This is a genomic window from Moraxella lacunata (genome assembly GCF_002027545.1).
GTDB lineage: Bacteria > Pseudomonadota > Gammaproteobacteria > Pseudomonadales > Moraxellaceae > Moraxella > Moraxella lacunata.
The window spans coordinates 13,509-28,514 of the sequence record NZ_MXAN01000015.1; the positions used below are offsets into that span (position 1 = coordinate 13,509).

At 41.2% G+C, this 15,006-nt stretch carries 10 protein-coding genes; 2 read left to right on the forward strand and 8 right to left on the reverse strand.

The window, feature by feature from the left end; translation table 11 throughout:
* Window positions 1-45: 45 nt before the first annotated feature.
* Together B5J94_RS03160 and B5J94_RS03165 are read right to left on the reverse strand one after the other, a co-directional pair.
* On the reverse strand, window positions 46-2,205 hold the full coding sequence (locus B5J94_RS03160) for a malate synthase G (protein ID WP_062498314.1): 2,160 nt from the start codon (window positions 2,203-2,205) through the stop codon (window positions 46-48).
* A gap of 173 nt (window positions 2,206-2,378) precedes the next feature.
* Window positions 2,379-3,980, reverse strand: a complete 1,602-nt coding sequence (locus B5J94_RS03165; protein ID WP_062498315.1) for an isocitrate lyase — start codon at window positions 3,978-3,980, stop codon at window positions 2,379-2,381.
* 420 nt (window positions 3,981-4,400) lie between these two features.
* Here B5J94_RS03165 and B5J94_RS03170 point away from each other — a divergent pair, with 420 nt between their 5' ends.
* Window positions 4,401-4,856 carry a chorismate--pyruvate lyase family protein gene (locus B5J94_RS03170; RefSeq protein WP_062498316.1) on the forward strand — a complete coding sequence of 152 codons (456 nt, stop codon included), beginning with the start codon at window positions 4,401-4,403 and terminating at the stop codon, window positions 4,854-4,856.
* 80 nt (window positions 4,857-4,936) lie between these two features.
* Here the strand turns inward: B5J94_RS03170 and B5J94_RS03175 are convergent, their stop codons facing one another.
* Window positions 4,937-6,250, reverse strand: coding sequence for a CitMHS family transporter (locus tag B5J94_RS03175; protein ID WP_062498317.1), 1,314 nt, complete (start codon window positions 6,248-6,250; stop codon window positions 4,937-4,939).
* Window positions 6,251-6,509: 259 nt separating this feature from the next.
* Between B5J94_RS03175 and glyA the strand changes: the two genes are divergently transcribed.
* Entirely contained in the window at window positions 6,510-7,892 is a 1,383-nt protein-coding gene (gene glyA / locus B5J94_RS03180; protein WP_062498318.1) for a serine hydroxymethyltransferase, read from the forward strand.
* Window positions 7,893-8,008: 116 nt separating this feature from the next.
* Here the strand turns inward: glyA and glyS are convergent, their stop codons facing one another.
* The 5 genes from glyS to B5J94_RS14040 form a co-directional block, all read right to left on the reverse strand.
* A complete protein-coding gene (glyS, locus tag B5J94_RS03185; protein WP_062498319.1) occupies window positions 8,009-10,102 on the reverse strand; it encodes a glycine--tRNA ligase subunit beta in 2,094 nt (697 codons plus the stop codon).
* Between the two features lie 41 nt (window positions 10,103-10,143).
* Entirely contained in the window at window positions 10,144-12,408 is a 2,265-nt protein-coding gene (locus tag B5J94_RS03190; protein WP_062498320.1) for a hypothetical protein, read from the reverse strand.
* A gap of 49 nt (window positions 12,409-12,457) precedes the next feature.
* Window positions 12,458-14,149: an ATP-binding protein gene (locus tag B5J94_RS03195; RefSeq protein ID WP_062498321.1), complete on the reverse strand. Its 1,692-nt coding sequence runs from the start codon at window positions 14,147-14,149 to the stop codon at window positions 12,458-12,460.
* Between the two features lie 139 nt (window positions 14,150-14,288).
* Window positions 14,289-14,831: a hypothetical protein gene (locus B5J94_RS03200; RefSeq protein WP_062498322.1), complete on the reverse strand. Its 543-nt coding sequence runs from the start codon at window positions 14,829-14,831 to the stop codon at window positions 14,289-14,291.
* Window positions 14,828-15,001, reverse strand: a complete 174-nt coding sequence (locus tag B5J94_RS14040; RefSeq protein ID WP_156471029.1) for a hypothetical protein — start codon at window positions 14,999-15,001, stop codon at window positions 14,828-14,830. Before B5J94_RS14040 ends, B5J94_RS03200 begins: the two co-directional genes overlap by 4 nt.
* Between the last annotated feature and the right edge of the window lie 5 nt (window positions 15,002-15,006).

Sequence of the window (15,006 nt, forward strand, 5' to 3'; positions counted from 1 at the left end):
ACCCCAAACTAATTTGGGGTTTTTGATTGGCCATAGGGCGGTTTATCAGTCGCCTTGATAGCCTTTTAGCTTTAATCTTGCCTTGTGTAGCAGTGGCTCGGTATAGCCAGACGGCTCGGTCGCTCCCTTAAAGATAAGGTCGGCGGCGACAAAGGCAATATTATTATCAAAATCAGCCGACATCGGACGATAGGCAGGGTCGTCTTTGTTTTGCTCGTCCACGACTTTTGCCATGCGTTTTAGGGTGTCCCACACTTCGTCAGCAGTTACGATACCGTGAGCGAGCCAGTTAGCGACGTGCTGAGATGAGATACGCAAGGTGGCACGGTCTTCCATAAGCCCCACGTTGTTGATATCAGGCACTTTGGAACAGCCTATGCCCAAATCAACCCAACGCACCACATAGCCCAAAATGCCTTGGCAGTTGTTTTCAAGTTCACGGCGTTTTTCGTCCGCCGTCCAGTTGGTATTGGTGGCAAGTGGAATGGTCAAAAGGTCATCAAGGCTAGGCGTGGCAAGGCGTGCAAGCTCTTCTTGACGGTTCATGACATTGCATTTGTGATAATGAATGGCGTGAATCACCGCACCGCTTGGAGACGGTACCCATGCACAGTTTGCCCCTGCTTGGGGGTGCTCAATCTTGGTGCGATACATATCGGCAAGCTCATCAGGCTTAGGCCACATGCCTTTGCCGATTTGGGCTTTGCCACGCAGTCCTGCTTTTAGACCGATTGAGACGTTACGCTCTTCATACGCCCCAAACCACGCCTGCCCCTTAATCTCGCCCTTACGCACAAACGCCCCTGCGTGCATGGCGGTGTGAATCTCATCGCCCGTTCTGTCCATAAAGCCGGTGTTAATAAAAATCGTCCGCTCACGGGCTTGGGCGATGCAGTTTTTAAGGTTGGCAGAAGTTCTACGCTCTTCGTCCATGATGCCCATTTTTAGGCTATTTTTGGGCAAGCCAATGGCTTCTTCGGCACGGGAGAACAGCTCAACGGCAAACGCCACTTCGTCCGAGCCGTGCATTTTTGGCTTGACGATATACATCGAGCCTGTGCGAGAGTTACGCAAGGTATTCTCGCCACGAATGTCAACGGCAGAGAGCATGGGCGTGATAAGTGCATCCATAATCCCTTCAAAAATCTCTTCGCCACCCACTAGGATAGCAGGGTTTGTCATCAAATGCCCCACGTTACGAAGTAGCATGACCGAACGCCCGTGCAGGGTCTTAGCATTGCCATTTAAGTCAGTATAAGTGCGGTCAGCGTTTAGGGTACGGGTAATGGTTTTGCCATTTTTTTCTAAGGTTTCGGACAAATCGCCTTTCATTAGCCCAAGCCAGTTGCGATAGCCTTCTACTTTTTCTTCGGCATCTACCGCCGCCACAGAGTCTTCTAGGTCTTGAATGGTGGTAACGGCAGATTCTAGCACCACGTCTTTGACCCCTGCTTTGTCGTCTTTGCCGATTGGGCTTTCTGGGTCAATTTGGATAATGACGTGTAAGCCGTTGTTTTTTAGGATAATTTCTCTAGGATTGTCAGGCGTACCATTGTAGCCGACTACTTTATTTTCGGTTAAAGTGGTTACTTTATCGTCAATTTTGGCAGATAATTTACCGTCTTTTATGGTGTAAGACGTTACATCAGCGTGCGAGCCGTCCGCTAGGGGGAATGTTTCATCAAGAAAATTCTTGGCAAATGCCACAACCTTCGCCCCACGCACAGGGTTATAACCTTTGCCTTTTTCAGCTCCGTCTGTCTCAGGAATCACGTCAAAGCCATACAATGCGTCATACAGCGAACCCCAACGGGCGTTACCTGCATTTAGGGCATAACGGGCGTTACGCACAGGCACGACAAGCTGAGCTCCTGCAATGGTGGCAATCTCATCGTCCACGTTTTGGGTGCTAATCTCAAAATCGGCAACGATGGGTTCAAGATAACCGATTTCGGTCAAGAAATTTTTGTAAGATGACAATTCATAGGCGTTGTTTTTGTGCCAGTCGTCAATCTTGGCTTGCAATTCATCACGGCGAGCAAGCAAGGCTTTGTTTTTTGGGGTCAAATCAAGAACGACCTGCTCAAAATTTTTCCAATAAGTGTCGCTGTCAAGTTTGGCGACAGGCAGGGCTTCATTTTCAATAAAATCAAATAAAATTTTGTCAATGGCAAGCGAGCCTTTGGTAATGCGTTGGGTAGCCATAATTTTGTCCTTAAAAATATAGGTTTCATTTAGATAATGTGATATTGTAGGGGCGTGTTGCACACGCCCGTTATTGATAAAATACCATTTTGCATTATCGTTTATTAAATTTTAAACAAAAACGGTGTTCTACCTTAACAGCAAAACACCGTTTCTTTTATTTAGCAGGTCTATTAACCGCCAAATTGGTTCATGGTGTTCTTGCTCGCATCACCTGCTTTTAGGGCATTTTCACCAGAGAAAATCTCTTTGTGGTCATCGCCAATGTCAGAACCTGCCATGGCTTGGTGTTTCACGCAAGCGATACCATCACGGATTTCTTTACGCTGAACGCCAGCGACATAGGCAAGCATACCCTCATCACCGAAGTAACCTTTTGCCAACTCGTGCGTAGATAGAGCGGCGGTGTGGTAAGTCGGTAGCGTGATTAGGTGGTGGAACACACCTGCTTCACGGGCAGCGTCTGCTTGGAAGGTACGGATTTTTTCGTCCGCATCACGAGCAAGCTCGCTGTCATCATATTGAGCGTCCATAAGTTTGGCACGGTCATAGCCTGATACGTCTTTGCCCTCGCTAACCCAGCGGTCATAGGCTTGTTGGCGGAAGTTGATTGTCCAGTTAAATGACGGTGAGTTGTTGTACACCAACTTGGCGTCTGGGACTTGTTTTTTGATGTCATTAACAAAACTTGCAATGCCTGCCACGTCTGGGGTTGGGGTCTCAATCCAAATCATGTCCGCACCGTTTTGGAGCGAAGTTACGCAGTCTAGCACCACACGGTCATGCTGAGTGCCTTCACGGAACTGATACAAGCCAGAAGCTAGGCGAGTTGGGCGGTGTAGCTTGCCGTTACGCTTGATAAGAATTTCGTCTTCCTTAGCTTCTGAGATGTCAATTTCGGTGGTTTCTAGGTAGCTGATGTATTTGCTTGCCAAATCACCGGGTTCACGGCTTACAGGAATTTTTTGGGTAAGGTCAGCACCTTCTGAGTCGGTACGGGCAACAATCACGCCCTCGTCCACGCCAAGCTCCAAGAACGCATAACGCACGGCATTGATTTTCGCCAAAAAGTCTTCGTGTGGTACAGTAACTTTACCTGCTTGGTGTCCGCACTGCTTGGCATCTGATACTTGGTTTTCAATTTGAATGGCACACGCACCTGCTTCAATCATTTGCTTGGTAAGTAGGTAAGTCGCTTCTTCGTTACCAAAACCTGCATCAATGTCAGCGATGATTGGCACAACGTGGGTTTCAAAATTGTCAATTTGGCTTTCTAGCTCTTTTACCTTAGCGGTATCGCCTGCTTGCTCAGCCTTTTGCAAGGCACGGAACAAGTCGTTTAGTTCTTTGGCATCTGCTTGGCGTAAGAAAGTGTAAATCTCTTCAATCAGTTTTGGCACGGCAGTTTTTTCGTGCATGGATTGGTCAGGCAAAGGACCAAACTCAGAGCGAAGGGCGGCAACCATCCAGCCTGATAGGTAGATGTAGCGTTTATTGGTGGTGCCGAAGTATTTTTTGTTGGCAATCATTTTTTGTTGGGCGATAAATCCATGCCAACAGCCGAGTGATTGGGTGTATTTGGAGTTGTCAGCGTCATATTCCGCCATATCTTTACGCATAATGCTTGCGGTGTATTTGGCGATGTCAAGACCTGTTTTGAAGCGGTTTTGGACAATCATGCGAGCGGCATCTTCTGGGCGGATAGCGTCCCAAGTGCCACCTAATTTGGCTTTAACGTTGCGAACGTGTTCTAGGGCGGATTGGTAAGTCATGATAATTTTCCTTATAGGTTCATGGGTCTAGGACCGTGAATGACAAAACTGCCAACTTATGAAAAAAGCAATGCAAAACCATCTGTATTGCTCGTTTGTTTTTCATGTGCCTAGCATACCCAAAAGTTTGGCATTTATCCAATAGTCTGCTTAAATTATGACTATTTTTTAAAAAAATGATGTTGGGTTTTTCATTATAAAAATTGATGATAATTAAGGCAGGCGATGTGATAACCCTTTGAAAAGTGGGGCTATTTTATCAAAATGGGGTGTATAAATTGTCTTGATGATGATGTTTGATTTTTTATAAAAATTTTTTGAAAAATCTGCCAAATTGTAACAAAACATCTCAAAAATCATCCGTTTTTATCCTATTGCGTATTGTTTTGTGCTAAAATTTGCCAAATTTCACAAAAATTTATCATGACCACACCGCCCACCACCCTAGCCCCTTATCTGTATTCTCACGGCTCGCTCACCGCCTTATTAGAACAGCGAGCAGGGCAAGCCTTGCGTGTCAATGTGGTGCATGAAGGTCATCAAACCATTGACTTTGCCACCAAAAAACTCTTAGGACTGCCCATCCACCGCCCTACTCTTGCGTGGGTGCGTGAAGTGGAGCTGTTTGGCGATGATGACAAAGCATGGGTGCGTGCCAAAAGCGTATTTCCCTTGACAAGCCTAGTCGGCAATGCCAAACGCCTACGCCACTTAAAACGCACGCCGATTGGCTATGTCATGTTTAAGCACAATAAAAATCTACCCCACAAACGCACTTACTTTTTTGATAATAATGAACATTGGGGGCGAAATACGGTTTATGATTGGCAAGGGCGAGCGGTGTTGGTGCAGGAAGTGTTTTTGACGGATTTTTCATAAAAATTCTCGGCAGGAAAGACAAATTTGTAATAAAAACCGCCCAAATCACATTGAGCGGTTGTTGTTGGCTGATATTAGCCTTATGCCAAAGGAATGACCCCAATGACAATCGCACTTGCCAAAATCGCCACCGACAAGCCCCAAATCCACATAAACGAATAGCGAATATGTTTACCCATAGACAAATTGGCAAGACCTAAGCCCATCCATAACGCAGGCGATAGTGGCGTAACAAACGTCCCCACGATACTGCCAATAAGCATGGCATAGCCTGCCGATGTTGGGGCGACCCCTGCTTGGCTTGTGATTTGCTCCACCACAGGGAACAGCCCAAAATAATAAGCGTCCGTGCTAAGTACCAGCTCCAAGGGTACGCCCAGCATACCGATGATGATGTGTAGGTATGGCAACATGGCATTTGGCAGGATTTTGACCAAATCATTGGCAATGGCATCAAGCATACCCGTTCCCTTTAAAATCCCCAAAAACGTCCCTGCCGCCAAGATGATGCTTGCCATCATAATCGCCCCGCCTGCATGAGCGTTAATGCGTTCAAGCTGTTCTTTGGGATTGCGGTAGTTGATGAGTAGCACCACCGACGTGGCAATCATAAACACATAACCAGGGGGCAATTTGCCCGAAAATAGCACCGCCATCGCTAGGATAAATATCACCACATTGACCCAAAACAGCTTTGGTTTGGCAAGGCGTGTCTCTTCGTCCGTCATTTGGGCAGGGGCGATAAGCTCGCCCACATCAGGCAACGTGCCAAATTCTTTGGTAATACGTCTTTTTTCACGCAAACCCAAAAACACCGCCAACGCCACAATATACGTCAAAGCAATGACCTGCACACTAAACAAAGGCTGATACAGCTCGTTTACGTCCATTTCTAGCACGGTCGCCACCCGTCCTGTCGGGCCACCCCAAGGGAGCATATTGACCACGCCGGCACTGGCCGCCAGCAATAAAAACAGCATATAAGGGTTCATGTGCAATTTTTTATACAAAGGCAACAAGGCAGGTACAACAAGCAAAAACGTGGTCGCCCCCGCTCCATCTAGCTGTGCCACCACCGACACCAACACCGTGCCGACACTCACGGCAATGATGTTACCCCGAGTGAGCTTAACCAAACCATTGATGAGCGGACGAAACAGCCCCACATCACTCATGATGCCAAAAAACAAAATGGCAAAAATGAACATGATGACAATCTGGATCACCGAACGTGTGCCATCAGTATAAAAATCCTTGACCTGACCTAAATCAAAGCCTGCCACCAATACCCCAATGAGTGGCACAATGACCATCGCAATCACAGGCGAGACCTTTTCGGTCAAAAGAAGTGCCACGATTATCACGATAATCGCAAGCCCAATAAAGGTTAGCATACGCATTCCCCATGAATTATTGAAATGATATAAAATAATGTTTATTTTAGAGTAATTATTCAAAAAAATAATTATCAAAAACAGGTTAATCTATCATATTATGGGGTATTTGTCTTGATTTTTTTGTTTTTTCTTTTAAAGGTTAAAACAATCGTTCTTACCCCAAAAAATACCCCTACCATTTTAGACAAAATATGATACACTTAGCATGTTTATTTATGCCACTTCATTTCTAATCTTTCCAACCTAAGGATTTTTTATGTTCAAAGACATCTCCCTACACGCCATTGACCCTGAGATTGCTGTCGCCATTGATGCCGAAGGACAGCGTCAAGAAGACCACATTGAGCTTATCGCCAGTGAGAACTACTGCTCCCCTGCTGTCATGGCAGCCCAAGGCTCAAACCTTACCAACAAATATGCCGAAGGCTACCCCAACAAACGCTATTATGGCGGTTGTGAACACGTAGACGTGATTGAGCAGATTGCGATTGACCGTGCCAAAGAGTTGTTTGGGGCGGACTATGCCAACGTACAGCCACACTCAGGGTCTAACGCCAACGCCGCCGTGTACCTTGCCCTACTAGAAGCAGGCGATACTGTGCTTGGCATGAGCCTTGCCCACGGCGGACACTTGACACATGGGGCAAGCGTGTCGTTCTCTGGCAAGACTTACAATGCCGTGCATTATGGTATTACCGATGACGGCTTGATTGATTATGATGAAGTGGCTCGCCTAGCCCGTGAGCATAAGCCTAAGATGATTATCGCTGGCTTTTCGGCATATAGCCAAGTTATGGACTGGCAAAAGTTTCGTGAGATTGCTGATGAAGTCGGTGCGTATCTCATGGTAGATATGGCACACGTGGCAGGACTTGTGGCGGCAGGCGTGTACCCAAACCCCGTGCAAATTGCGGACGTAACAACCACCACCACCCACAAAACCTTGCGAGGCCCTCGCTCGGGTCTTATCCTCGCCCGTGCCAACGAAGAGATTGAGAAAAAACTCAACTCAGCCGTCTTCCCAGGCACACAAGGCGGTCCCTTAATGCACGCCATTGCCGCCAAAGCGGTATGCTTTAAAGAAGCGATGAGCGATGAATACAAAGAATACCAACAACAAGTCGTCAAAAACGCCAAAGCCATGGCGGACACGATTATCGCTCGTGGCTATGACGTGGTGTCTGGCGGTACCGAAAACCACCTTATGCTAATCAGCCTTATCAAGCAAGGCATTACAGGCAAAGAAGCGGACAAATGGCTTGGGGACGCTCACATTACCGTGAACAAAAACTCCGTGCCAAACGACCCCAAATCACCCTTTGTAACAAGCGGTATCCGCCTTGGTACACCTGCCGTTACTACTCGTGGTTTTAAAGAAGCTGAGTGCGTGGAGCTAGCGGGCTGGGTGTGCGATATTTTGGACGCCAAAGGCGATGAAAAGGTTATCAGCGAAGTGCGTGCCAAAGTTAGCGAAGTTTGCCAAAGACTGCCCGTTTATCAAAAATCCAAAACCAAAGAGCTGTTCTCCAAAATTAGTGATATGATTGATGAGCAGGCCGACAGTGAATTTGTCCACACCGCCAAAGACAAATTCAATGAGTTCTACGAAAAAGCGATGGCAAAAATCAATCAAAAATAAGTGCTAAACAAAATCCACCCCTTGCTGATGTCATGGGGTGTATTTTTTAGTTGTCTAGTAGAGTTAATCAAAAACCCTATCATTGCGATAGAGTTTTGGTTTTTGGCAAGACTTGTTTAACCTTGCAACACCCCAATATCCGCCACGCTCAAAAATAGTGTGCGCACCTGCCCAAGCAAGGCTAGGCGGTTGTTTTTAAGATTCTCATCATCGGCGTTTACCATGACATTATCAAAAAAGTCGGTCAATGGGCTTGCCAAGGCGGTCAAGGCGGTCAATACCCCTTGATAATCCGCCTTATCCTGCAAGGGTTTTACCGTCTCTTTGGCACTCAAAATCGCCTGATACAATCTCTTTTCTGCCATCTGGGTCAACAGATTCTCATCTATATTCTCGCCCACATCATCAGCTTTGGCAAGAATGTTGGCAACACGTTTGTTATTCTCTGCCAGCACTTGTGCCTGTGGTAATGCACGAAACGCCTGCACTGCATGGATACGCTCATCAAAATCCAAGGGCATGTGTGGATTTATCGCTTGCACCGCTGCAATGGTATCTGCCGCCACCCCTTGTTCGGTATACATGGCACGATAACGTGAACTCACAAATGCCATCACAGCGTTAAAGGTTTCGCTCATGTTATTAATTTTATTGCCATAATTTTTGATGGCTTCACCCACAAGGCTTGCCAGATTTAACGGTAATTTATTTTCAATCAAAATACGCAAAACACCAATACTTGCCCGTCTTAGGCTAAATGGGTCTTTTGAACCTGTTGGAGCTTCATTAATTCCAAAAATCCCCACCAATGTATCTATGCGATCGGACAAGGCAAGAGCGATGCCAATTGGTGTTTTGGGCAATTCATCACCACTAAATTTGGGCAGATATTGTTCACCAATGGCTTCTGCCACCTCTGCTTTTTCACCTGATTTATAAGCATAATACGTCCCTGCAATGCCTTGCAACTCGGGAAACTCGCCCACCAATGTGGTCGCCAAATCTGCCTTTGCCAAAATCCCTGCTCGTACCACATCATCGGTTGATACCTGCCAGCCATGTGAGTGCAAATTTTCACTGATAAAGGCGGATAATTTGGCAATACGTTCGCCCTTTTCCCAAATTGTGCCAAGTTTGTCTTGAAACACTCGGGTTTTTAGGGTTTCGGCAAAGTCAGTAAGCGGACGTTTTTGGTCTTGTAAAAAGAAAAATTCGGCATCTGACAGACGTGGACGCACCACTTTTTCATTGCCCAAAATCACCGCTTCTTTGTCTTTGCTGTCAATGTTGCTAATAAAGATAAAGTTGGGTTTTAGTTTGCCTTTATCATCTGTTAGACAAAAATATTTTTGATCAGCTTGCATGGTGCTAATAAGGGCTTCTTGGGGAACGGCTAAGAAACGCTCGGGGAAACTTGCTCGCAGGGCAACAGGATAATCCACAAGGGCGGTAACTTCATCCAGCAACTCATCAGGGACAATGGCGGTCGCACCAATCTCATCGGAGAGTTTGTGGACTTGGGCGACAATATCCGCTTGGCGTTTGGCAAAATCCGCCACCACAAACCGCTCGGCAAGCAGGCTTTCATAATGCTCGGCATGGTCAATCACAAAAAAATCAGGGGCGTGATAGCGATGACCACGAGACTGCCTGCCTGTGTCATGCCCTTGAATGTGTGCAGGAATTACGGTATCGTCTGCCATGAGTACCACCCATTGCACAGGGCGGACAAACTCATCCTTGCTCACCCCAGAACGCATACGTTTGGCAATCGGCAAATCGTCCAACGCCTTTTGGATAAGGCTTGGTATCAGGTCGGTAACTTTCTCGCCTTTGATAGTAAGCGTATAAGCGATGTATTCGCCTTTTTTGTCGCTGATTGTGATTAAATCGTCTTTGGTGAGATTTAAGCCGTTGGCGTTAAGCCCCTGCAAAAAGCCCTGCCCTGCACGAGACAGATTACCATCGGCATCAAAACCTGCCTTGATATTTGGGCCTTTTTTGGTTTCGGTGCGGTCGGGCTGATAGTCGCTTATGCCTTTGATAAGTAGTGCCAACCGACGTGGAGCAGAGTATGCCTTGATGTCATCAAAAGCGATGTTTTGCTCGCCCAATGCCGTTTTGACATGGTCGTATAGGGCATTTTGTAGGGTTTTTAGGGATTTTGGGGGCAACTCTTCGGTGCCAAGTTCAAATAGGATTGTACTCATAGGATGCCTTCTTTATTGAATTAAAATTAATATACCACCCATCAAAAAGGTGATTCTTCATCATAAGAAAAATTCGTTGGTAATGTGTTGTTTTGAAAAATATTATCCACACCAACATTTAAATGGCTAGATCTTTTCATCGCAAAACATTTGGGACAATATGTACCTTCATTTGTTTTATGATGAATGGGTATATAGCCAGTTTCATCATTGATACCAAGTTTAATAATACGGTTTTCTTTATTTGGTTCATAATAGTGTATTGTATTTCTAACACCATTATTTCTATCATCTTTGCCATTACAAAAAGACACTCGCCAATTAGTATGACAGTCCTTACAAACAGCTCTAAATGCAGTATTTGGATTAAATCTATTCCATGCGATTTTTGTCGGCAAACGATTTTGTAATCGTTGTTGATACTCTTGACATTTTGTTGTGTATTTTATTTCATCATCAAACTCATTGACAAAAAACTCATCTTCTTCGTGCAATTCTCTGCCACATCCCAAACATAAGCTCGTTAATCCCATATGATAATAAAAAATCATGGCAAATAATCGGCGTATGTCTCTGCCCAACTGGCTCGGTCTTAATGTTAAAGTGCCAAATTTATGGGAAACTTGACTTTCAATGTATTCAGAGATATTACCCCAATCCATTTCTTGTTGAATTTCTTCTTTTAATAAATTGAAATTGTCATTTTTTAAAATATTAGAATCCAACAAAAATTTCTTAAAATTCAACTCTCCACGCCATAAAAATTTATCACTTTCATTATTTGGATGTAAAATCATACTCATATTTGGTTTCTTTTCTAAATCATAATGATATTTGTACATTGAAACACCAATCATGTCACTTAAAAACAGCATTTTATCACGAATATTGAGAAAATTATTTGTTCTGTTCTCCAAATTTTCCACCAATCTATTATAATCTCTTTCATATTTTTTAAATTTTGCATCTAAAATGACTGAAAAATTCGTTATCCCATAAACTCGTTCTTCTGGGGCAACAATATCTATCTTAATATCAGGCGTATAATATCCCTTATTATTTCTTTTGTTAATTTTTGGTTCATAATGTAGTTCAATAACAATCTTATCAAGAGACTTACCTTTTTCATCTTGTGTAAATGGTTTTTCCAATACAAACACGCTTTCACTTGGAATTACCAAATTATCATCTTGCAATTTAATGACATTTTCCAACCGACAATCATCATCAGGTTTAAAACCAAGTTTTAATAAATTATCATATAAAACCACCAAACACCAATGCTCATAAATATTGGATAAATTATCCAAATATCCACTAGAATAAGCGGTGGTGACATCGTTATAAAATTCAAAGGCTTTCAAGAAATTTTCATTAAAAATTTCTTGATAAGCTCTTACGATTTCTCCATAACCTTTTGATTTTATCAATCTTGTGGTAATTTGTGGTGGTCTATTTAATTTTAAGTCAAATTTTTTGATAAAATCATTGGACTTTATTTTATCCAATCTATGTTTAATTTCGTTAATTTTCTTGACTGTTTCATTATGATGGGTGTTGTTTTGATATTCAAAGGTATTATTTTTTTGATATTCTTGAAGTCCAACAAGTAAATTTTCTACCAAATTGGTTAATACTTTAAAGATAATATAACCCAGCCATTTATTTTCTGGACTATAATCATCATAAGACTTACCATAACTTAGGGTAATTTTTTTATTTGGCTGTAATTTTCTTGCCAATAAATCTTTTGGGTTATTTGATTTATGAATTTGAATTTCTTTTTTGACCGCTCGCATACTAAGACTGGGAGATTTTTCAATGATTGGAATATGATGCTCCAACACTTTAAATAAACTTGGCAATTGCTCTAAAATATAGTCAGAATATCCACCTTGTTTTTGCGAACTAGCCCCATTGTTATTTCCACCCTGATTAATGCCTTGATTGGTTTGTTGTGCAACATCGGCACGAGTAAAAGAATGGCAATTGAATACAACATCACCAATCATTTTTGCCATTTCTTGAAATTCTTTCTTGTCCAAAATAGACGGCAAAATAACAATTCTTTCTTTAACCACGCCATTTGTTGTTTCATATCCAATATCAACATTGCCAGCCGTTGGTTTAATGTGTTTATCATAAGGCAATAACCAATGTTTTAACAACCTGCCGTTTCTATCCGTATTAATCAAATCTATTTTTTCTTGATTATCTTTTAGACAAAATGGCTTACCAATCATATTAGAGTCATCAATATGAATATTTAAAACCTGATAAGCAGTAAATTGCCATTCGTCAGGCATGTAGCACCTTCTATTTTTTCCAATGGTGATATACATTTAATTATCCTAATTAACCACAAATATGTTGATAGTCAATAAAGTTGCCATTATTACCACTATTGATTTCCCTATCAAATGAAGCGAACAATTCATTATTTTTAAATGAATTTAATACGCCTTTGTTCTTATCATCAAGTCGTTCAATACGCAATCTTGGTAAAATGCGTGCATAAAAAAATAACGCATTGATTTTGTGTTCATCATCAATACCAAAAAACTCTGCAAATTGACAAAATACCAAATAATCTTTGGCGACACGATTGCTGATTGGAATTAAGCTGTCTTTAATGCTTTTGATATTTTTGTCATAAAAATCATTCCATTGCTGAACTGAGATTGTATCTATTTTTCTTACTGAATCAATCATTTGAGAAATCAATAAAGGCACTTGTTCTGTGATTTCTTTTATTTCCCCAAGTTGCCCATCAAAATCAGGAAATTTTAACATAAATGAGCGGTCTATCATTTTTGGTGATAGATTTTCGGTTGAACCATCGATATTAAGCGTACCACAAATTAAGACATTATCGGGAATAGCAATGCTTGATGATTGTTTAATTCTGTCTAGGATATGCTGATATTTTTGTTTTTGTATATCATTTAACTCTTCAAATAATTGATAAGTATGAATCAGTTCTTGCAAATCTTGATTAAATAGATGAATTTTGTTTTGTTCTTGGTTTCTTTCGCCAATTTCTGCAAAACAAGCCAAAATATCTGCTCCATAATTCTCAATACGAGCGATATTTAATTCATCAAGCAATATCATATTGATATGGTCATTATTTTCTTGCTTGATAAATCTAACAAAATCAGTACTGTGATAACGATTATTAATAGGGTCAAAATAACCCAATAAATCGGACGCATCAAGCCAAGCAGGGCGAACGGCAACCATATTGGTTTGCCCACCAAGCAGTTTTCCTGTTTCTTTGATGATGCTGGATTTACCTGTGCCAATATGCCCTGTTAATAATAAAAATCGTCCTTGTGTTAGGCTGGTAAATAAAGATAATAAATAACAATAGATAAAATCATCGGATAGGTTGAATCTATCTTTTAGGAGTTTGGTAATTTTATTAAATAATGGCTTTGATTGAGTTTTGGTAATAATTTTATCAACATTATTACCATTATCACTAATATTATTTTTATTACTGACAACATAAGGTTTAATTTTTTCCAACCATTGATTTTCTTGTTTAAAAGATAATAACTTATCTTTTTCTTGTTTTAATGATTCGTTGGCTTGCTCTAAATCTTTAATTTCTTTTAGTATATTAATATTTTCCAATATTGCATTAAAATCTTCAGCCAATCTTTTTAAACCATCTCTTCTTGCATTAATATCTCGATCAATTTCTTGTATAATGCTAAATTTTAATAATTTTTGATATTCTTTTTTGCTATCGACTTTTCTTATAAAATTAGCAGAATTACTACCATCCAATCTACCATTTAATAGGATGTAATTAATGACAGACTTTCTCATCTTAATGATTACACAATCACCCTTGTTTAAATTCTGAACTTTTCCAATAAATAAATTAATGTCTTTTTCATCTGCCATACTGTCATTAATGGCAACAATGCTATCTAAAAATAGTCTAACCAAAGCACTACCAGCACGAGAAAAACCAACCACTCTTGCTGGCAATTCATACTCCCAATCATCATTTAAAAATTGATTGATTTCACTCATATTGCACTTCATATTGCTTTTAATTGCTGAATTTCTTAACTATTTAAAAAAAATTTTGAGAGTCTTGGCGGTAGTTCTTCACAGCCAAGTTCAAATAGGATTGTGTTCATTGTTTGACCTTTTTATTTAAAAATTTACATTACAAAACCCGATATAGGGTTAGCATTTCATCATCATTGACAACGGCTAATTGTTTAAAGTCGTAACATTCATACAAATCAAGCAGTTTATCAATGGGCCCGCATTCTAAAATAACGGCACGGCCGCCAATGATTTGACGGGCGGACAATAATATTTCAAAAATTCTATCAAAAATATCCTGCAAGATAATTGGGTTATTTTCTACATTGGCATTTTTGCCGATTTGTCCAATTAAGAATGCTCGTATGGTTTTGGCATTTTTATTAAAGCCATCTAATTTTTTGACAACACTTTTACTTAATTTGTCATTATCAATATTCACATCTTTAAAAGACAATGAAAAATACGCCAAAAGTTCGCCATTTTCGGAAGCAATTAAATAAGTTCTGGCATTGTGTGTGCGTTCAAAGTCAATGGCTTTATTTTTTAAAAACCGCTCAACATCAAGATTTTTTGGACAATCAAACTCATTTATCAATCGCTGAATGGATTGCTCTTTTTTATCATTATCCAAAAAATCCAATAATGGATAAATTCTCATTTTTTATCCCAGCGTTTTTGTAAAATTTCCAAAAATTCATCAACGCTTGGTTGTTCTTTTTTGGGCGATTTGATTTGCACAGGTTTGGCATTTTCCAAATCATATAAAAATTGCTCAATCGCCTTTTCATCACGCACAATAAATTGTTTATCAAAGGATGCGGTACTCATTTTTT

Excerpts from the sequence above, each read along its gene's own strand:
- B5J94_RS03160 (WP_062498314.1), bottom strand. The coding sequence starts at position 2,205 with ATGGCTACCCAACGCATTACCAAAGGCTCGCTTGCCATTGACAAAATT.
- B5J94_RS03170 (WP_062498316.1), top strand. The coding sequence starts at position 4,401 with ATGACCACACCGCCCACCACCCTAGCCCCTTATCTGTATTCTCACGGC.
- B5J94_RS03175 (WP_062498317.1), bottom strand. The coding sequence starts at position 6,250 with ATGCTAACCTTTATTGGGCTTGCGATTATCGTGATAATCGTGGCACTT.
- glyA (WP_062498318.1), top strand. The coding sequence starts at position 6,510 with ATGTTCAAAGACATCTCCCTACACGCCATTGACCCTGAGATTGCTGTC.
- glyS (WP_062498319.1), bottom strand. The coding sequence starts at position 10,102 with ATGAGTACAATCCTATTTGAACTTGGCACCGAAGAGTTGCCCCCAAAA.
- B5J94_RS03190 (WP_062498320.1), bottom strand. The coding sequence starts at position 12,408 with ATGCCTGACGAATGGCAATTTACTGCTTATCAGGTTTTAAATATTCAT.
- B5J94_RS03195 (WP_062498321.1), bottom strand. The coding sequence starts at position 14,149 with ATGAGTGAAATCAATCAATTTTTAAATGATGATTGGGAGTATGAATTG.
- B5J94_RS03200 (WP_062498322.1), bottom strand. The coding sequence starts at position 14,831 with ATGAGAATTTATCCATTATTGGATTTTTTGGATAATGATAAAAAAGAG.
- B5J94_RS14040 (WP_156471029.1), bottom strand. The coding sequence starts at position 15,001 with ATGAGTACCGCATCCTTTGATAAACAATTTATTGTGCGTGATGAAAAG.